The sequence below is a fragment of the Cytophagia bacterium CHB2 genome (genome assembly GCA_030263535.1).
Lineage (GTDB): Bacteria > Zhuqueibacterota > Zhuqueibacteria > Zhuqueibacterales > Zhuqueibacteraceae > Coneutiohabitans.
Map to the genome: position 1 here is coordinate 1 of SZPB01000081.1, position 20152 is coordinate 20152.

Genomic DNA, 20152 nt, shown 5'->3' on the forward strand with positions numbered 1-20152 from the left:
ATTCGCAATTATATCGATTGGTTGATCGCATTGCCCTGGGTAGCAAAAACCGAGGATGTGCTCGAGGTGCAAAATGCCAGAATGATTCTCGACGAGGATCATCATGGCTTGGAAAATCCCAAGAAACGCATTCTCGAACAACTTGCCGTGTTGCAGCTCGTGCAAAAAATGAAAGGCCCGATTTTGTGTCTGGTGGGCCCGCCGGGCGTGGGCAAAACTTCTCTCGCAAAGTCAATTTCACGCGCCATGGGACGCAATTTCGTGCGCATGTCGTTGGGCGGCGTGCGCGACGAAGCGGAAATCCGCGGGCATCGCCGCACCTACATCGGTTCGATGCCGGGCCGCATCATTCAAAGCATGAAGCGCGCCAAATCCATTAATCCGGTCTTTTTGCTCGACGAAATCGACAAGATGACGTTCGATTTTCACGGCGACCCGGCGGCCGCGCTGCTCGAAGTACTCGATCCCGAGCAGAACAAAGTTTTCAACGATCATTATCTCGAAGTCGATTACGATCTCAGCCAGGTGTTGTTCATTACCACCGCGAACGTGCGCAGCCAAATTCCCGAGCCCCTGCTGGACCGCATGGAATTGATCGATCTGCCGGGCTATCTGGAGCATGACAAGCTGGAAATCGCGAAAGGTTTCCTGCTGCCCAAATTGCTGCGCGAACACGGCCTCACCGCCGAGCAGCTCCGCTTTTCAGATGCCGCCATTCTCAAGATCATCCGCGAATACACCCGCGAGGCTGGCGTGCGCAACCTCGAGCGCGAGCTGGCTTCGGTTTGCCGCAAGACTGCCTATGCCATAACCACCAAAGGCGAGCTGAAACGCCGCGAAATCACGCCGCGCGCTCTCGAAGTGGATCTCGGCTTTCCCAAGTATCCGCAACGCCCGCTCACCGAGCAGCGTGCCATCGGAACCGCCACAGGCCTGGCGTGGACACGCTACGGCGGCGACGTGCTCGACATCGAAGTGAGCCTCATGCCGGGCAAGGGCAATCTTGTTTTGACCGGCAAGCTCGGCGACGTTATGAAAGAAAGCGCGCGTGCGGCATTATCGTTCATTCGCACCAATGCGGCCAAACTTGGCATTCGCGGCGACTTCTGGAAGGACATGGATCTTCATATTCACATCCCCGAAGGCTCGATTCCAAAAGATGGACCGTCTGCCGGCATTACTTTGGTGGCCGCGATGGTCTCTGCGTTGAGCAACCGTGCAGTGCGCCGCGACATTGCGCTGACCGGCGAAATCACGTTACGCGGATCCGTGCTTGCCATCGGCGGACTAAATGAGAAGATGCTGGCCGCGCAGCGCCTGGGCATCAAGAAGGTGATTATTCCCCAGGAAAACGCCAAAGATCTGAAAGAACTGCCGGCGCCCTTGCGCAAAGGCATCGAAGTGATCACGGTCAAGCACGTGGAAGAAGTGCTGCAACTCGTTTTGTGCGAAAAAGAACCCGGCGAGCAATTGCCCGCTCAGGAAACTTCCAAGACGACAACGTCCCGGCGCAGGCGAATGCGCAAGCGGATGCCTTCTCGGCCTGCAGCGATCAATTGACCAAGGCTCATCATTTCACAGTTTTCTAGTATTATCCCGGAAAGCTATTGCGACCGAGAAGATTTTTCCGGTCTTGGGCCGTGACTTGAAAGCCGCGTGACGTTTAATCGGCATCATACCACCCCGAAAATTTCTTGGCATACGCCACAAAATTTTTACTTTGCGGTGGGGTGACCGCCTCTTAATCCTCGTACTTCAACCCTCCCCACTTTCATTCCTAACACGGCATGCTTCTTTGACGCGGGGTTGCCTGTCGCCGTAGATTCAAACTTTCATTCAGGAAAGGAGCTTTGACATGTCAAAGGCGCTCCAACTTTTAGTGACAGCGTTTGTATGTCTGGCGCTTGGCAGGCAAACGTTTGGCCAAAGCGGCTTCACTTGGCAAAACCAATCCCTGGGCGGCGGAGGCTTTTGCCAGGAAATTCGTTTCGATCCCTATCATCTCATCGGAAATCCGCTCAGTACTCCTCATCTTTATCTTGCCACAGATGTATCGGGGCTTTTTCGTTCTTCGGATCTCGGCGATTCATGGGAGCGGATTTGGGATCCCGCTGCGTCAACTGAAGCCGATGTTCCCGATGCCAACCTCACCACCATAGCTTTCAACGTGCCAAATACGAGGATCATTATTGGAAGCGGGGAAGGCATTCATTACGGTTCAGCAGCCGGCGGTAATTGGCTGGCAGCCAACATGCCTGAGCGCAGTGACCCAGGCTTTGCCGCAATGAAAGCCGAAGACGGCCGCTACCCTTGGATCGGCATCATCAGAGAATATCCCTTGAACACGAATTTCATGCTGGCGGGCATCGGTGATCTGCGCGAAAAACCGGTGACGCGGTTTGGCCTGGGAACTCTGTTGCGCTCCAGCGACGGCGGGCAAAACTGGGATGCCGTCACCATTGATGGCGCTGATCCAGACGAGATTGTTTATGATATTGATTACGCCACCTGCTCTGACAACAATGCTATTCATGTTTTTGTGACCACCGGCTTTGCCAAAACAGACAAAGATGCTCCTTTCGCATATAAAGGCGGCGTTTATTACAGCAACAACATGTTTACACCCGCGTTTGGAAGCGGCGAACAGGTGAATTTCGTTAAGATTACAACCAATCCCGGCGGCAATCCGATCAAGAATCCTGTTAGCCTGGTTTCGCTCCACAACAGTGCCGCGCCAAATCCCAATCAAGCTGGCTCGACATTTCATGCCTGGGTCACCAGTTACACCGACAAAAATGTCGACGGCGGAGGCGTTTATCGCGCCCTTACCAATCTGGCTGCGCTGAGTGATTTGTTGGCAGAATCGCCACAGAGTCAAGCAACTTCGCCCAATCAACCCAACTGGGTTATGAAACATGCCGGTCGGCGGCTCGGGCGCCTTGCCGCAAAGTCAAGTTGCACGCGCACGGCTTTCGAGCTATTCTTGGGCAAGGAATTGGAGCTGCGCATTTACTTGGCGGTGACAAACAATACCCTTGCCGGTGGAACCAATGTCTTTCGTGAAATCGTCTCGCCCGATCTGGCTTCTCCGTTTGGAACGAATGATGTGGGATATCGTGAGCTTGACAGTGAGGGCAATAGCCCGCTCAAATTCGGCAGCCTCGATATCAATCCCGAAGATCCGCATGCGCATCCCACGGTTTACGGGTGCTGGGGCTATGGCCCGCTCAAAGCTCCGGGCGGCGGCGCTGGGGAAGCGCAGGGGCCGGGAGATGGAACCTTCCCGCTTTTTCAGTTTGATTCACCCCGCTACTATCAGCAAATTTTTACGGCCAAAGCCGGTACAGATGCGAACGGCGACGATGCCTATGTCAGCCGCGGCATGGATGAAGTCTTTTTCAACGGCCAGCAGGCAGTGTTCAAGCCGGATAATGCCAATGTCGTGCTGGTTGGTTGCGGCGATAACGGCCTGTTGCGCACCACGAACATCAACGATAATCCCGTGAAATGGTCGCAGCGCCGGCTGGCAACTTCGCAGTGGTATCAAGACGGCAACGGCAACACGTTGAACCAGTTCATTTATCATCTCGCTTTTCACCCGCAGAATGCCAACACCGTGATCGCTTCTGCCGGCACGCGCAATCTTCGGCCAAACGAGGTGGGCCAAGGCGGCTTGCTCAAAAACACTCTCGCCGGCGCCGGCGGCCCGGAAGATTGGGAGATCATTGCCGGCGGGCCGAACAGCCCATTTAAGGGCCTGCCGGATGCGATGATTCAGGCGTTTGTATTCGATGTGAAGGATGATAGCAGAGGGGTGTTTGTTGCCGCACGCAATCGCGGAATTTATTATGCCCGGATCAATACGAACGGCACGCTGGATCCCACGTTCAACTCTGGTGATTTTGTACAAATCACTGATCCTGAGCTCACCAATCTCATTCCTGCAAACATTGGCCGGCATCACAATTACTCGCGCTTGGCGTTTGATCCTGATGTTAATACGGATTATCTCTACGTTGCCCGGCACTGGCCGAGTGGAGGGGTATTTCGTCTTGAGCTCAAGAATAATCGTGCCAATTTCGACCCGACAGATTGCATTGAGCGTGTGGACGAGGTCATTAGAGGAAGATATACCGGCAGTACTGAACCAAATGACTTCACGGGTGACAAAAACGTCGCCACTGATGTGATTAATCTGTTGGTCACCTCGACTCATGTATGGGCCGGCGTAACATCAGGACATTTGCCAACAGCCAAGGACAGCCCAGGAGAGAACTATACGGGAGGTTTGATTCGATGGACAAAACCAACCCCACCAACCCCAAACAATCCGAACATATGGGTTATTGGTGGAGAAAACAAGCTCCCTTCCAATGACCCGACAAGCATGACAATGGCTATTGGCGGCCTGGCAGAAGATCCCATTAGCTCAAGTATCATTGCGGTAACATATCGCTTCAGTCTGCGCGAAAACAACAGCGCCGATTCTGACAATCCCAAATTGAAAGGTGAAGACAATTACAAACTCATGAACCTCTGGGAGATTACAGAGAATGGTCAGCAGCTTCAAGTAACCAGGTTATCAAATAGTATCACCCAGCACCAATGGCCGGATGCTGTGACGATGGCATTTTTTCCGAACAACCCCGATAAAATCATCATGCCCACGCATGGCAACGGCGTTTGGATTGGAACATATAATGGTCCGCCGCGCAAGGTGGCCATGCCTGCCGAGTCGGCCCAGAGCGATCCTCGCTTGCCTGAGCGGTTTGCGTTGCACCACAATTATCCGAATCCATTCAATCCGACTACCATGATCAAGTATGATCTGCCGAAGGCGGGACAGATAAGCATTACCATATTCGACATGCTCGGTCGCAAGGTACGGACGCTGGTGAATGAGCAGCAAGAAGCAGGCTATCATGCCGTTACCTGGGACGGCAAAAACGATGAAGGCGCTTTCGCCGGATCCGGACTTTATTTTTGTCGCATGCACGCAAATAGCCTCACCTATGTGAGAAAGCTAACCCTATTGCGATGAGTTAGAATGAGGATATCTCAAGAAAGGAGAAAGCGCAAAGATGTGCTTTCTCCTTTCGCATTTTGTCATGGGTTAGGTATCGGGGCGACCCTTGAAATTTCCTTCAAAAAAGTTCTTCACCTTTGCTCTAATGCCGGTAGTTATTTAAGTTGCGGTCAAGATAATTCCCCAAGCCCTTGGCAAGCTGAAGCGAAGGTTCATGAAAAAAAACGATTCTCGGCAATTGCTCTGCTCTGGAAGGTTACATGCCCCAATTCGTCGCATTTTTCTGGTGTTCGTCTTTGGAGCGACATTGCTACCCGGAACCGGGCAAGCTCAACCACGTTTTATATCCCATATTGGAGATACCGAAGTCAGTTATTGCCTGGCTTGCTCACCGGACGGCAAAAACGTCTATGCCGGCGGCTTGTACACGATCGTCGTTTTCGCGCGTCAAGCGGATGGCAGCCTTGTGACTCGGCAAGTGCTCAATAATGACCATCAAGGTGTGGCTCAAATTGGACGGATCGTAGACATGGTAGTCGCGCCGGATGGACGTTACGTTTATGCCATTAGGGGCGCCGATCAAACCTTGCTTCTCTTTACAAGAGATTTGGCTACTGGTGAGATTCTTCTAAAAGACGCGATCAAAGATAGTGCATTTTTCAGCCGATACGGTGATGTGCCGGCTGTGGAAAGAAATTATAGACTCTTGCTTTCTCCGGATGGCGCACACCTTTTCTGGCTTTACAGTCCACTATGGCATTACCCAGATAATCGTCTTGCAGTATTTAGGCGAAATAAGCAAACCGGTTATCTCGAAAGGATTCAAACAATTAAGAATGGTGACCCGGCTCTTGGTGGATTCAATATTCCAAGTTCAATCGCTGTCTCGCCGAACAGCAAAGATATTTATGGCTGTGGTTATAACGATAATGTAGTTATGTGGATTTCTCAAGAGATATCCAGCGGCCGATTACAATTAATGAAAACCTATAAGACTCCGCCGCTAAGTACTGGTGCATGGTTCAATAGCAGCATCATCGTTTCACCCGATAGCCAATCAGTCTATGCCACGTACGCCGACAGTTACGACTACGATAAAGTCTTTATCTTCCACCGTGACCGATACACGGGTGATCTGGATTTTTTTCAGAGCATATCTCACCCCACACCGTCTACTGTTTTGTTGTCGCCTGATGGAAAGAACCTTTACATAGAAATTTGGGGCGGTCGCTTTGCAATTTATGCAAGAAGCACTCAATCGGCAGAACTCAAGTTTATGGAGATGTTTGAAGAGTCCCATGGCGGACGATCACCGTCTGGCATAATCATGTCGCCGGACGGCAACAATATAATACTGGTAGGTGGTCAAGTTCTTGCCAGAGACGAAATGAGCGGCAAGCTCGTCTCACAACAGATCTTCGATAACAACCTCGGCGGCACGGACCGGCTTGGCCGCTCACGCTCCGTGGAAACCTCGCCCGATGGCCGGTTTCTCTATGTCGCTGCGCGTATCGAAGATGCCGGCATCAGCACTTTTGCTCGCGATCAGGACCAAGGCACTCTCACCTTGACGCGAAGCGATTCTCTGCCTGACGTCAGCGCCATGATCATGGCGCCCGACGGCCGGCATCTCTACGTGTCAAGTGTTAAGAAGAATACGATTTCAGCTTTGGCCATTGATCAAGCCGTGGGCGGCTTACTGCCTGTACAAACTTTGCACGATACTCTTAACCAAAACGTGTATTTGGAATGGGGCGGCACGATGGCTTTTTCACCGGACGGTTTACACCTCTATTTCAACGATGGAACCAATCTGCGTGTTTACCAACGTGATCCCCTCACCGGCACAATTTCTCCCGTTCAAAAACTCCCGGGACAGGAATACGGCCTGCACGAGCTGATTTCCCTGGCCGTTTCGCCTGACGGGCGGCACTTGTACTGGAACAATTTCACCAACGGCCGGCCGCAAGTGATTGCAACGTTCGAACGAAACACCCAAACCGGCGAGCTATCTTTTGGCAGCAAAGTGACGCTCAACGGCGAGTATACGTATCCTTGGGGCGCCATGGCCATCAAGGTCGCACCGGACGGCAGGCATGTTTATGCCACGACCGGTGATTTTGAAGCGGATTACGACGGCGAACCGCGGATTCTGATATTCAACCGTGACGCGATCACGGGAGAACTGACTTCTCAACAGAGCGTGCTCATCACCGGCTGGAGTGAAACGCGGGGTTTGGAGATTTCCTCCGATGGGCTCAAAGTATATGCCCTGGTCAGTGGCGAAGGCTATGGCGCGGGCTTGCTGGCGTTTTTCGATCGTGATGCCGCCACCGGAGAACTGACGTTGCGAGAACGTTTCCAAAGTTGGAAGGAGGGTGTGTATGGCATGTTCTCACCGAGAGACTTGTCGCTCTCGCCCGACGGCCGCTTTATCTATATTGCGGACGTGAACGGCGTCGCCACCTTTGCCACCGGCCGCAGTAATACAACGAGTGTCACAGAGAATCATATAAGTCGGACCTTCCCGGCGGCATATTCTCTCTCACAAAACTATCCCAATCCCTTTAATCCCTCCACCACCATTGGTTTTGACCTGCCCCAAGCCGGAAGAGTCAAGCTCGCCGTTTACAATCTTCGTGGCGAGCTGGTGAGCTTGTTGGCTAATGGAAATTTTGCTACCGGCTCTCATCGCGTTAAGTTCGACGCCAGCGGGCTGGCTTCCGGAGTTTATTTTTATCGCCTGGAGGGTGAAGGCTTTGTGGCGACGCGTAAGCTGGCGCTGGTGCGGTGATATCCAATTCTCTAACTCAACTCCCCCCCATACTGACAACACCTTCGTCGCCGCCACCAACCCGGCGGTTTCCGCACGCAAGCGCAGTACGTACAAAACAACACCGACAATTCCATGACCGAACAATTTCTCAATCGCGTGACTGGCAGGGTGGAGAGCTGGGCTGAAAAAGTTCGCTGCCATCTCATTTTAGGCATCTGTTTTTTGATCACGTCCACCTCGGCTTTCAGCCAGCCTGCCGGCTTCGTCTCCTATATCGCTGATACTCACCTCGGTTACAGCATTACGTGCTCACCTGACGGTAAAAACGTTTATGCTGGCGGCGCTTTCACGCTAGTGGCCTTCGCGCACAACGCAGATCACTCCCTCACTACTCTGCAGGTACTCAATAATGATGTTGCAGACATTCGGGGAATTCACAATATCATAGATCTCGCCGTCACGCCGGATGGCCGCTTCTTATACGCCGTAGAAATCATCAATCAATCTTTGCTCCTGTTTTCGCGCGACACCTCCACGGGCGAAATCACATTGGTTGAATCCTTTCGGGACAGCGCCTTTACCAGCTTTTATCAAACGATTCCGTTCGTGGAATACAACTACGAGCTTTTGATCTCTGCTGACGGCTCACATCTCTACTGGCTCTACAGCCCGGCGTCGAATTATTCTGACAATGTCATCGCTGTCTTCGCTCGGGACAAGCAAAGCGGCAGTATCAGAAAGATTCAGGCTTTGAAAAACGGGGATGCAAATCTAGGCGGATTCAAAGTACCCAGCTCACTAGCCATTTCACCAGATGGCCGATTCCTATACGGCGCCGGCTATAATGGATACAAAGTACTCGTGATGGCTCGTGACCAGTTGACCGGTCAAATCAGTTTCGAGAAAGTTTACGATACAGACTCGACACGAGTCGGCTCCTGGCTCGCAAGTACGATTCTTGTCTCGCCGGACGGTACCTCGGTGTATGCCACTAACTTCGGATCCAGCCGTCTTCTTGTATTCACCCGAAATACTGAAGATGGTAATCTCTCTCTCTTAGACAAAATAAGTCAGCCTGGCCCAAGAGCGATATTGATGTCAAATAGCGGTTCCCATGTCTACCTGGGTAGAAATGGAGACATTGCAGCGTTTACGAGAGAAACTGAATCGGGCCAGCTCAACTTGACACAAGTCATTGACGGCAGTTTTACGACAGCCGCAAGTCTAACACTTTGTCCGATTGATTTGTCGATTCTCCTTTCAAGTGAAAACGCAGTGACAATATTCGGAGTTGACTCAATTTTCGGAGAATTAACATTATCAAACAAGGTAAGCAACCATTTCGGCGGCACCGACCGTCTGCATGTCTCGCGCTCAGTTGAAGTCTCACCCGATGGCGAGTTCGTCTATGTTGGCGCTCAAGGCGACGATGCCGGCATCAATATCTTTGGCCGTAATAGCCACGATGGCCGGCTTACGCTCACGGAGTTTTATCCTCTGCCCAACGCCCGGGTGATGGTGATGTCGCCGGACGGCGAACATTTGTATGTGACCAAAAATGAAAAGACCCCATTTGAAGCCTTTGCGCGTGACCGCCGTACCGGTGGTTTGCGGCAACTGCCAACAATGCCCAACGATGGCTCCGGCGCTGGCCGGGATTTTTCCATGACGTTTACTCCCGATGGCTTGCATCTCTATGTTACAACCGACACCGAGTTGACCGTATATCGTCGCGACCCAGGCTCTGGTGTCTTGGAACGATTGCAAAAAATCAATGGTCGCGACTACAACTCTTACCGCATGCAAGCTCTGGCTGTTGCTCCAGACGGAGCACATGCATACTGGAGCGGTTCCCATCCCAATCCTGTTTATGATCACATCTCAATTTTCTCGCGCGATTCAAATACCGGGCAGATGATCTTTGCGGATGAGCTCAATCTCGATCCCTTGAGCGCTGCCACCGCCATGCACGTTTCACCCGACGGCCGCCATCTGTACGCCGCCACCATCGATCGCGACGCTGATTTTGACGGCGAACCGGTGATTAGCGTCTTTGAACGAGACCGCATCTCTGGCGTACTCCGGCCCATTCAAAACCTGACGCTTCCCGGCTGGTGTGAGATTCGTGATTTGACGTTTACCCCCGACGGGCAGATTCTCTATGCGCTGGCAACGTGCACCGGCTACAGCTCGGGCATGGTGGCTTTCCTTGAACGCGATTCAACCAGTGGCCGCCTTTCGCTCAAAGAGCAATTCGAAAGCTGGACGAATGGCGTGTATGGCATGTTCGACCCTTTTGAGCTCGCGCTTGCTCCTGACCAGACGCATCTTTACGTTGCCGACCTCGGCGGCGTCGCTACTTTCGCCACCGGCCGCAGCAACACGACAGCGGTAGCAGGAAACCCCGTTGATCAAGCTCTTCCAACCACACCTTCCCTCTCACAAAATTATCCCAACCCCTTCAATCCGGTAACCGTGATCACGCTTGATCTCCCCAAGGCAACTCACGTGGCTCTGATCATTTATGACGTGCTGGGGCGTCGCGTGCGGACGCTCATCGATGAGCCAATGGAAGCCGGCTATCATGCCAGAATTTGGGACGGTCACAATCATCAAGGTGTTTCGGTAGCTTCCGGAGTGTACTTCTACCGGTTGCATACTCCCGAGTTCGATAAGGTTCGAAAGATGTTGGTTGTAAGATGAAATCGTATCGGATGGGGCGAAGTCAGGCTTTACTGGCGAGACGCTGCAAAGCCCGATTGGCGGCTCTACGGGATCAGAGATACTTGATTGATCTTTCTTCGGGATGAGTCGAGTGACGGTATAATATCCGGCGCTCATCTTACTAGATTTTGATATTCAATTAACCCGAATAAGACAATGCTTATGCGTCAGGATGATTTCAACCGTCAACCAATTTGTCGACAGGTCGATCGTGTTCGAGCTTCTGTCATCGCTTCAATGCTGCTATTCTACTCATTCAATTACGCACAGGAAACCGGCTTTGTCTCCTTTGTTTCCGATACCGATCTGGATAACGCCATCATCTGCTCGGCCGATGGCAGGAATGTCTACGCCGGCGGCATCAACACGATTGCAGTTTTTCAACGCCGTGATGGTGTTGATACCCTCGAGGTCGTTCAGGTTCTCAACAATGATCACGAGGGTGTGCGCGACGTTTACAATGTTACGGATCTCGCCCTGGCACCCGATGGTCGCTATTTGTACGGTGTCTGTCAGAACCAGCAAACTTTGCTGCTCTTTGCCAGAGATACGTCCACGGGCAACATCACACTCAAACAAGTGATTCACGATAGTGCCTTTGGCCGGCAGCGTGGCACTCGGCCCTTTGTGGAGCGCAATCACAAGCTTTTGATGTCACCCGAGGGCCGGCACCTTTATTGGTTTTACAGCGGCGTTGGCCTTGTGGCAGCCTTTGCTCGCGACATTGAAAGCGGCGAAATCACGAAAGTTCAGGTCTTGAAAAATGGCGCGCCCGAGTTGGGCGGCTTCAATGTTCCAGCGTGGATCGCGATTTCGCCGGATGGAAAACATCTCTACGGTGGAGGGAAGAACGGGACCAAGATTGTCATTCTTGGTCGCAGCTTGAATACTGGAAGAATTGATTATCAAAACCTCTATGACACAGGGCCAACTCCCGATGGGAGGTGGGAACGTGGTGGCATAACCGCTTCTCCTGGTGGCGAAATTATCTATGTTATCAATTTGTTTGCTGGCAAGCTATTCGTTTTTGCTCGTGGTGAGGCAGATGGTGAGCTACAAGTTCGACAGACGATCAACCATAATAGCCTGAAAAACTTAGTCACCTCTCCAGACGGTTCGCAGATTTATTTTCTCCATTACAATAACGCCAGCTATTTCGCCTTGTACCAAATTGATGACAGCACTGGTCAGCTTACGGTAGTGGATGATCATCTGCTCAAGATCGATTACTACACTTCCGACCAACCCTCGCGCATTTGCATGTCGCCCAATGGAGATGCCATATATATGATTGATGGCCGCAGCCGGCATTCGATATTTAAAAGGGATGTCTCCACAGGAGCACTGTCGCTGGCCCAACAATTCAAAAATAATATTGGCGGCACCGACCGGTTGCGTGGCTCACGCTCCATCGAAGTCTCGCCGGATGGCCGCTTTCTCTATGTTGGTACACGCTTCGAAGACGCGGGCATCAGCACCTTCTCCCGACAACAGGCGAAGGGCGCTCTTGCGCTCGTGCGAAGTGATTCGCTCGCGAGCCTCAACGCGATGGTCATGGCGCCCGACGGCCGGCATCTCTACGTTTCGAGCTTCGAGAAGGGCACCCTGACAACTTTTGCAATCGATCCCGCCAGCGGCGACTTGCAGCTTGTTCAAACCCGGCATGACTCTCTCGTCGTCCCAACATATCTGGAATGGGGTGGCGCCATGGTCTTTTCCCCTGAGGGATCGCATCTTTATCTCAATGACAAAATGTTCCTGCGGGTTTACCAGCGAAATCCCCAGACCGGCGAGCTCGCCCTCGTGCAAAAGCTCGACGGCCGGCCGCATGGCTTGTTTGAAATCGTCTCGATGGCGCTCTCCCCGGAAGGCAGGAACTTTTATTGCAACCACGTCGGCAACGATCTGTTGCAGAAGATTGCCACGTTCGAACGGAACACTCAAACCGGGGAGCTTTCCTTTCGCAGCAGGCTCATGATAAGAAATGTTTCCGACTGGGCCGGTATGGCCATCAAAGTCTCGCCGGAGGGCCGGCATGTTTACGCAACGACCGCCGATTCGGACGCCGATGCCGACGGCGAACCAGCCATTGCGATTCTAAAGCGGGATGCGCTGTCGGGGGAGCTGGGGTTCGCGCATCGGCTCGATTTCCACGGCTGGGGAGAGGTGCGCGATTTGGAGATTTCCGCCGATGGCTTGGCAGTCTATGCGCTCGTCGGCGGTATCGGCTACGGTGCGAGCATGTTAGCCTTTTTCGATCGCGACAGCGTCAGTGGTCAGTTGATGCAGCGTGAAAGTTTCCAGAGCTGGAAGGATGACGTCTACGGCATGTTTGACCCGGCAGACTTGGAGCTTTCACCGGATGGCCGCTTTCTTTACGTTGCCGACCTCGGCGGCGTCGCCACTTTCGCCACCGGCCGCAGCAACCCGATGGCGGTAGCAGGAAACCCCGTTGATCATACTCTTCCAACCACACCTTCCCTGTATCAAAACTATCCCAACCCCTTCAATCCTTCCACGACGATTCGATTCGATCTGTCTCGCGCGGGGAAAATCAAGCTTGCGGTCTACAATCTGTCCGGTGAGTTGGTACGCTTGTTGGCCAATGGGGACTTTGCTGCCGGCGCACATCGTGTCGAGTTCAATGCCAGCAGTCTCGCTTCCGGGATTTATTTTTATCGTTTGGAGAGTGAAGGTTTTGCGGCGACGCGCAAGCTGGCCGTTATTCGATAGCGCGAGATTTGATTTGACTGCGGCCATCTCTTTGGTTATATTGCGACGCTCGCTTGATTATGGCGGGCGTTTTTTTTTGGTGTTCTTGCGCAAACAATGGCCTGTGCAATGTTGCCAATTTTGAAACCATTGGATTTACCATGAGAATTGCCGCAGCGGAATTCATTATCAGCGCGGCGCAGCGCGCGCAATTTCCCAAAGATGATTTGCCCCAGATCGCTTTTTGCGGCCGCTCGAATGTGGGAAAATCGAGCCTCATCAATTGCCTGGTGGGGCGCAAGAATCTCGCGCGCACCAGCAGCACGCCTGGCAAAACGCGCCAACTCAATTTCTATCGTCTCACGCAAACCGGCGAATTCCATCGCTCTTTTTATTTTGTCGATTTGCCCGGTTATGGCTATGCCAAGGTCTCGCAAACCGAGCGCGAAGCATGGCGCCGTTTGATCGAAGGTTATTTCGAACAGGTTCGCACTCTGCGCGCTGCCATTGCGATTATCGACAGCCGCCATGGCGCGCTGGAAAGCGACCTTGAGCTGCTGCTCTGGTTCGTTTCTTTGAAACTGCCCGTCATTGTCGTTGCAACTAAAACCGACAAGCTCTCGAATAATCAGCGTGCCAACAGGCGCCGCGAGATCGTTTCCAGCCTCGCGCATCTGCAAATTGCGCACGTGTTGATGTTTTCGGCGCAAACGGATTTCGGCCGCAAGGAGTTGTGGCAGACGATCAACCAATGTTTGTAGCGCGCCTGATTTCCCGGCCTGCCACGGCCGGGCGTTCCGGCAAAACACGATGATGGCAGATTAATGAAGATGGCAACGGCCAACGCGTTGCCGAAATAATTAATAAACGTCGACCTTATGCGCTCTCGTCTTTTTACGCCCGGCCCCACGCAAATTCCGGAGGCCGTTCGCCTTGCTGCCGGCGCGATGTTTCCCTATCATCGCGGTCCGGCCTTCAAAGAAATTTTTCAAGAGCTGCAGGCGAATTTGCAATACTTTTTTCAAACCCAGCAGGAAGTGGTTCTGCTCACTGCCTCCGGCACCGGCGGAATGGAAGCATGCGTTTGCAATTTGTTTAATCCCGGCGATAAAGTGATCGTCATCGAAGGCGGTAAGTTTGGCGAACGCTGGGCAGAATTGGGCCGCGCTTATGGCTTGAGTGTTATTTCGGCGATGCCAACCTGGGGCGATGCGCTGGATCTCGAGGTATTCGAGGGCGTGGTAAAGGCGACGAACGGTTTAACCGGCGTGTTTTGCACCCATAGCGAGACCTCGACGGGAGGCTTCACGGATGTCAAACGTCTCGCTGAAATTGTGCATGCACATTCTGAGGCTCTGGTCGTTGTTGATGGCATAACTTCGGTTGGCGTGTTGCCGTTTTATTTTGATGCGTGGGGCATTGACGCGTGCGTATCCGGCTCTCAAAAAGGCGCAATGGCGCCGCCCGGCTTGGCGTTCGTGGCGCTTAGCCAACGGGCATGGCAAAAGCACAAACACAGCACGCAGCCGCGCTATTATTTTGATTTCACCGCCGCGCACAAAGCCGCACAAGAGCAGGGCACCGCCTGGACGCCGGCCATCACCACCGTCGTCAGCCTGGCAGAGTCCCTGCGCCGCATGCGCGCAAACGGCCTGGAGTCTTATTGGCAACATTATGCCCGTTTGGCTTCTGCAATGCGTGCCGGCATACAAGCGCTTGGCCTTGAAATTTTCCCGCAAGTTCCTTCGAACGCTTTGACCGCCGTGAAAGTCCCTAATGGCATAAATGGCAAAGCTTTCACGGGGTTGTTAAGGAGTAAATACGGCATCACCGTCGCCGGCGGCCAGGGGCAATTGAAGGGCAAAATTTTTCGGGTAACCCATATGGGCGATTATGATCATCTTGACATGATCGGCCTGATGGCTGCGATTGAAATGGCCCTGGCAGAGTTGGGCTGGCCGGTGGAGTGGGGGAGAGGCCTGGCAGCGATGCAACGCGCGTTTAACGAGCAACACGATAATGCTGTTTAGCACGAAATTTTTTGACGCAGCGAAACGGACTTTAGTGCGGATATTGTGGAATAGAATCATTCATGGCACGCATTCTTATTGCAGAAGATGATCGCAACACTCTTTCGGGCCTGGTTCAGATTCTCACACAAGAAGGCCACGAAGTTGCTGGCGTAGAAAGCGGCAAAAAGGCGTTGCGCAGCCTCGAGCGGGAAAATTTTGACATTCTGCTCACGGATTTGAAGATGGCTGAGATCGACGGCATGCAGCTCTATGAAAACAGCCGCGCCATCAATCCGGAAATGAAGACGATAGTGATGACGGCCTTCAGTTCGGTGAAGGACGCCGTCGAGGCCATGAAACGCGGCGTCTACGAGTACCTCACCAAACCTCTCAATCTCGACGAGTTATTCGTCATTCTCAAAAAAGCTGAAGAAGAGCAAAGATTGCGGCAAGAGAATGAAGAACTGCGTGATCGTTTGCAACAACAATATCGCTACGAAGGCATCATCGGCAAAAGTCCGGCGATGCAACAGGTTTTTCGCACAATCGCCAAAGTGGCAAAAAGCCAGGCCACCATCTTGATTCGCGGCGAAAGCGGCACCGGCAAAGAACTGGTTGCCCGCGCGATTCATTACAACAGTCCGCGCGCCGCCGGTCCGCTTATTGAAATCAGTTGCAGCGCATTCCCCGAAACACTGTTGGAAAGCGAACTGTTCGGTTACGAAAAAGGCGCGTTTACCGGCGCTGCTGCCCGAAAATTTGGGCGGGTTGAATTGGCGCATGCTGGAACGATCTTTTTGGACGAGATCGGCGATATTTCATCCAGCGTGCAAACGAAGCTGTTGCGTTTGTTGCAAGAGAAGGAGATCAGCCGTCTCGGCAGTACGGAATCGATTCATGTGGATGTGCGGGTCATTACCGCCACCAACCGCGATTTGGAGCAAGCGATTTTAAACAGCCAATTTCGCGAGGATCTGTATTATCGTTTGAATGTCATTCCGGTTTTTTTACCGCCGCTGCGCGAACGCCTGGAAGATATTCCGTTGTTGATCGAACATTTTGTCAAACAATACAGCGCGGCCAACCAGAAGTCGGTTCTGGGCATATCCGATGAGGCGCTGCAAATGTGCATGAGTTATCACTGGCCCGGCAATGTGCGTGAATTGGAAAACGCCATTGAAAACAGCATCGTGCTCGGTGAGGGAGACACGATTCTGCCCGAGCATTTGCCCTTCACGGTCAGCCTGCGCAATCGCCCCTTTACCGGCACCAATTCCTTCATTGCCAGCGGCCAAACCTATCGCGAAAAAATGGAAGCCGCTGAAAAACTCGTGCTCGAAGACGCCATCCGGCGCGCCGGTGGGAACAAGTCTGAAGCGGCAAAACGCCTGGGGATTAGTCTGCGCACGATGCGCTATAAAATTCATAAGTACAATTTGTAGCAAATACCTCTCGTTCAAACTCTGGCGGCAGAACTCTCCGCGCCGCTGCTTCCCGCCCCAAATCGATTTCCTTTCGTCGATGTTATTTCCCGTCTTGCTTATTGCCAAAAAATTGATTAGTTGTCTTCGGGAATGACGGGAGATATCGTATGCGCAATTTCGTGAAGAATTTCATGCAATGGGATGTTGGATGAGTCCTGCTATTGCTGCGAGCTTGATAAGCTTTCTCGATCACAACCCGGCAGACTTGGAGCATTTTTCCGCAGCTTGGTTGCATCAGAGAACCACCGAACAGCGATATCGAAGCTCATTACTCATTAAAGTTTAATATCCTCAGGAGCCTCTCATGCCTCCTCTCAACGCAGGCGCGCTGGTCGCGCAGGTTTTGAAACAAGCGGGCGTCAAAAATCTGTTTACGTTGTGCGGCGGCCACATCGCTCCGATTTATCTTGCTGCTGCCAAAATGGGCATACGCGTGATCGACACGCGGCACGAACAGGCCGCAGCGCATGCCGCAGACGGCTGGGCGCGCCAAACACGCTCACTTGGCGTCGTCGTGGTCACAGCCGGGCCGGGCGCGACCGACGCCGTCACCGGCGTTGCCAATGCCTTCTTTGCGAATACTCCCATGCTCGTGCTTGCCGGCGCGGCGCCGGTGAAAGAATCCGATCGCGGCGCGCTGCAGGAAATGAATCAAATCGAACTCTTCAAGCCCCTCACCAAATGGGCGCGCCGTGTGACTGAGCCGGATCGCGTTGGAGAGTATGTTGCAGCCGCGATTCGGCAGGCAACGTCTGGCTTGCCGGGTCCGGTTTATCTGGAATTGCCTATTGATGTTCTGCTTGCGCCGATCAATGCTGAGGAGATGTCGCGCCAGCATTCGCTGTTCGCGGCGGAACCCTCTGCCGCCAGCGCCGACGGCATCATGATCGCCGCCAGCATGCTCAACAGCGCGCATGCCCCGGTGATTCTCGGCGGCAGCAATTTGTGGTGGGGAGAGGCGCACGAGGCCTTTGAAAAAATGGCGGCGAAACTCAACGCGCCGATTTTTCTCAACGGACTTGCTCGCGGCTGCATTGCGCCGGCGCATCCACTTTTTTTTCAGCATGCGCGCAAAGAGGCCTTCAAACAAGCGGATGTCGTCGTGATCGTCGGCACGCCGCTTGACTTTCGCCTGGGCTATGGCAAGTTCAATCCCAAAGCCAAGCTGATTTTGATCGACAAAACCGATACCCATTTCGGCCAGAATCGCAATCATGATGTGGGGCTGGCGGGCGACTTGAGTCTTGTGCTGCAAGAGCTGACGGATGCGATTCATCCCGTGGCGTTGCGCCAGGAATGGTTCGATTTCATCAAGCAAGCCGAGCAAAAGACGCACGCTGAACTTGAAAAAATGATGCAAAGCGACGCATTGCCGATGAATCACTATCGCTTGCTGGCCGAGGTAATAAAATTCATTGACGATAAAACCATTGTGATCGGCGATGGCGGTGACTTTGTCGCCTGCGCTTCACGCGTCGTGCCGGTACTTAAACCTGGCAATTGGATGGATCCTGGTCCGTTCGGATGTCTCGGCGTTGGGCCGTCGTTCGCGCTCGCCGCAAAGTTGGCGAAGCCGGATCACAAAGTGCTGATTCTGCACGGCGATGGCAGCTTTGGCCTCAACGGTATGGAATTCGACACCGCGATCCGCCATCATCTCCCTATTGTTTCACTCATTGGAAATGATTCGGGCTGGGGCCAGATTCGCAATCCGCAAGTTGCTTTGTTGGGTGAGAAGGCCTCGATTGCAACGGATCTGGCAGAGACGCGCTATGAAAAAATGGTGGAGGCGTTGGGCGGCTATGGCGAGTGGGTGGAGAAGCCGGAAGAAGTCGTGCCGGCATTGAAGCGCGCGTTTTCGATGGGCGTGGCAGGGTGTGTGAACGTTCGTATTGATCCCAAAACCTTGCGCGGCACCGTGGATCTCATGCGAGGATTGAGCATTTGATTATTTTTCAGCTCGTAATTTTGCAGGATCATTTTGACAGGATGACAACCCATGAATCATCGTAAATTTTGGTGCTGGACAATAGGTATAACTCTCGGGGCCGGGGGCATGCTGCTTGAAATTCCTGCTCAGAATCCCAAGTTTGGCGAACGGGTCGATCGTGGCCTTATCGAGCATAAACCCATCAAAGAAGCCTCCGGCCTGGCGGCGAGTCGAAAGAATTCTCAGGTGTTGTGGACGCACAATGATTCCGGCGGCAAAAATTGCATTTATGCCCTCGACACGCACGGCAAGCATCTCGGCGTTTACACCATTGCCGGCGTCACCGCGCGCGATTGGGAGGATATCGCGTTGGGCCCCGGACCAATTGCCGGTCAAGATTATCTTTATATCGGAGATCTCGGCGATAATTCTGCGCGCCAATCGCTTAAGTACATTCATCGCATTCCCGAGCCGGTTGTCAGTGCCAAGCAAGCACCGGTAGACTCGACGCTTTCCGGGGCAGAGACGATCACGGTACAGTATCCGGATCGCCCGCATGATGCAGAAACCCTGATGATCGATCCCTTGACGAATGATTTGTATATCGTTTCGAAGCAAGACACGGTCAGCTTGGTTTATCGCGCCGCCTATCCGCAAGCCACGACTGAAACAATCAAGCTGGAGCATGTGGCAACGCTTGCGTTCGGCGGCGCGGTAGCCGGCGACATTTCGCCCGCCGGCGATGGAATTTTGATCAAAACCTACGTGATGATTTACTATTGGCCGCGCGGCAAGAATGAAAACGTGTGGGACGCCCTTGCCAAACCCCCTGCGATCATGCCTTACATCCTTGAGCCGCAAGGCGAGGCAGTCGCCTGGCAAGCACAGGGAAATGGCTACTACACGCTCAGCGAATCGTTTCGCGGCTTGCCGGTTCGGCTTTACTTTTACCCCAGACACGACGGCCAAACGCGCCCCACAAAACGAATGGAAAAACCTGCGCCCGCGAGCACTCCCTCGAACTAGTTGACACCGTGGCCGCTTGAAGACATTACATCATTCGAAAATGTTCCTGCAGCGGCTTAGCCGTTGCAACTCTTGGTAAAATTGAGGTGGGAAGGTTCTCGACAAGACGCTTGTTTAGCGTTGCGGACGCGGCGAATCATCAGGCCGAAACAATCTCCTTTTATTTCCGCCCCGCCTTTTTTATATTCGCAAAATTTTAACCAAAACAAAATTAGGCAGCGAGATGGCTCCGACTCTCTTTGAACAGCGGTTACAGGAAAAGATCATCGTGTTCGACGGCGCGACCGGTTCGAATTTGCAAACCATGAACCTCACGGCTGACGATTTCGGCGGCGAGGCGCTGAACGGTTGCAACGAACATCTGGTCATCACCCGTCCCGAGGCAATTGAAAAGTTGCATGCGAGTTTCCTGGAAACCGGCTGCGATGTGATTGAAACGGACACGTTCGGCGCGACCTCGAT

Annotated in this window: 11 protein-coding genes; all 11 read left to right on the forward strand. The window is 53.0% G+C overall.

All coding sequences use genetic code 11. From position 1 onward, the window contains the following. On the forward strand, positions 1–1560 hold a 1560-nt coding region (gene lon / locus FBQ85_10175; protein ID MDL1875514.1), incomplete at its 5' end, for an endopeptidase La. A 295-nt stretch (positions 1561–1855) separates the two neighbouring features. Next, positions 1856–5041: a T9SS type A sorting domain-containing protein gene (locus FBQ85_10180; protein MDL1875515.1), complete on the forward strand. Its 3186-nt coding sequence runs from the start codon at positions 1856–1858 to the stop codon at positions 5039–5041. 199 nt (positions 5042–5240) lie between these two features. Then, complete coding sequence (locus tag FBQ85_10185) at positions 5241–7820, forward strand: T9SS type A sorting domain-containing protein (protein ID MDL1875516.1); 2580 nt, start codon at positions 5241–5243, stop codon at positions 7818–7820. Positions 7821–7934: 114 nt separating this feature from the next. After that, the gene (locus tag FBQ85_10190; GenBank protein MDL1875517.1) at positions 7935–10505 is read left to right on the forward strand and encodes a T9SS type A sorting domain-containing protein; all 2571 of its coding nucleotides are present in this window, start codon (positions 7935–7937) and stop codon (positions 10503–10505) included. 177 nt (positions 10506–10682) lie between these two features. After that, entirely contained in the window at positions 10683–13259 is a 2577-nt protein-coding gene (locus FBQ85_10195) for a T9SS type A sorting domain-containing protein (GenBank protein ID MDL1875518.1), read from the forward strand. A gap of 140 nt (positions 13260–13399) precedes the next feature. Beyond that, positions 13400–13999: a YihA family ribosome biogenesis GTP-binding protein gene (locus tag FBQ85_10200; GenBank protein ID MDL1875519.1), complete on the forward strand. Its 600-nt coding sequence runs from the start codon at positions 13400–13402 to the stop codon at positions 13997–13999. Between the two features lie 117 nt (positions 14000–14116). Beyond that, positions 14117–15268, forward strand: coding sequence for an alanine--glyoxylate aminotransferase family protein (locus FBQ85_10205; GenBank protein MDL1875520.1), 1152 nt, complete (start codon positions 14117–14119; stop codon positions 15266–15268). Positions 15269–15330: 62 nt separating this feature from the next. Then, positions 15331–16692 carry a sigma-54-dependent Fis family transcriptional regulator gene (locus tag FBQ85_10210; GenBank protein MDL1875521.1) on the forward strand — a complete coding sequence of 454 codons (1362 nt, stop codon included), beginning with the start codon at positions 15331–15333 and terminating at the stop codon, positions 16690–16692. Between the two features lie 346 nt (positions 16693–17038). Next, complete coding sequence (locus tag FBQ85_10215; protein ID MDL1875522.1) at positions 17039–18682, forward strand: acetolactate synthase; 1644 nt, start codon at positions 17039–17041, stop codon at positions 18680–18682. 51 nt (positions 18683–18733) lie between these two features. Then, positions 18734–19690: a hypothetical protein gene (locus tag FBQ85_10220; GenBank protein MDL1875523.1), complete on the forward strand. Its 957-nt coding sequence runs from the start codon at positions 18734–18736 to the stop codon at positions 19688–19690. Positions 19691–19913: 223 nt separating this feature from the next. Continuing rightward, positions 19914–20152: hypothetical protein (locus FBQ85_10225; protein ID MDL1875524.1), on the forward strand; the 239-nt coding region annotated here is incomplete at its 3' end.

Bases quoted from the DNA above. Each gene is read 5' to 3' on its own strand.
- FBQ85_10180 (MDL1875515.1), top strand. From the start codon at position 1,856: ATGTCAAAGGCGCTCCAACTTTTAGTGACAGCGTTTGTATGTCTGGCG.
- FBQ85_10185 (MDL1875516.1), top strand. From the start codon at position 5,241: ATGAAAAAAAACGATTCTCGGCAATTGCTCTGCTCTGGAAGGTTACAT.
- FBQ85_10190 (MDL1875517.1), top strand. From the start codon at position 7,935: ATGACCGAACAATTTCTCAATCGCGTGACTGGCAGGGTGGAGAGCTGG.
- FBQ85_10195 (MDL1875518.1), top strand. From the start codon at position 10,683: ATGCTTATGCGTCAGGATGATTTCAACCGTCAACCAATTTGTCGACAG.
- FBQ85_10200 (MDL1875519.1), top strand. From the start codon at position 13,400: ATGAGAATTGCCGCAGCGGAATTCATTATCAGCGCGGCGCAGCGCGCG.
- FBQ85_10205 (MDL1875520.1), top strand. From the start codon at position 14,117: ATGCGCTCTCGTCTTTTTACGCCCGGCCCCACGCAAATTCCGGAGGCC.
- FBQ85_10210 (MDL1875521.1), top strand. From the start codon at position 15,331: ATGGCACGCATTCTTATTGCAGAAGATGATCGCAACACTCTTTCGGGC.
- FBQ85_10215 (MDL1875522.1), top strand. From the start codon at position 17,039: ATGCCTCCTCTCAACGCAGGCGCGCTGGTCGCGCAGGTTTTGAAACAA.
- FBQ85_10220 (MDL1875523.1), top strand. From the start codon at position 18,734: ATGAATCATCGTAAATTTTGGTGCTGGACAATAGGTATAACTCTCGGG.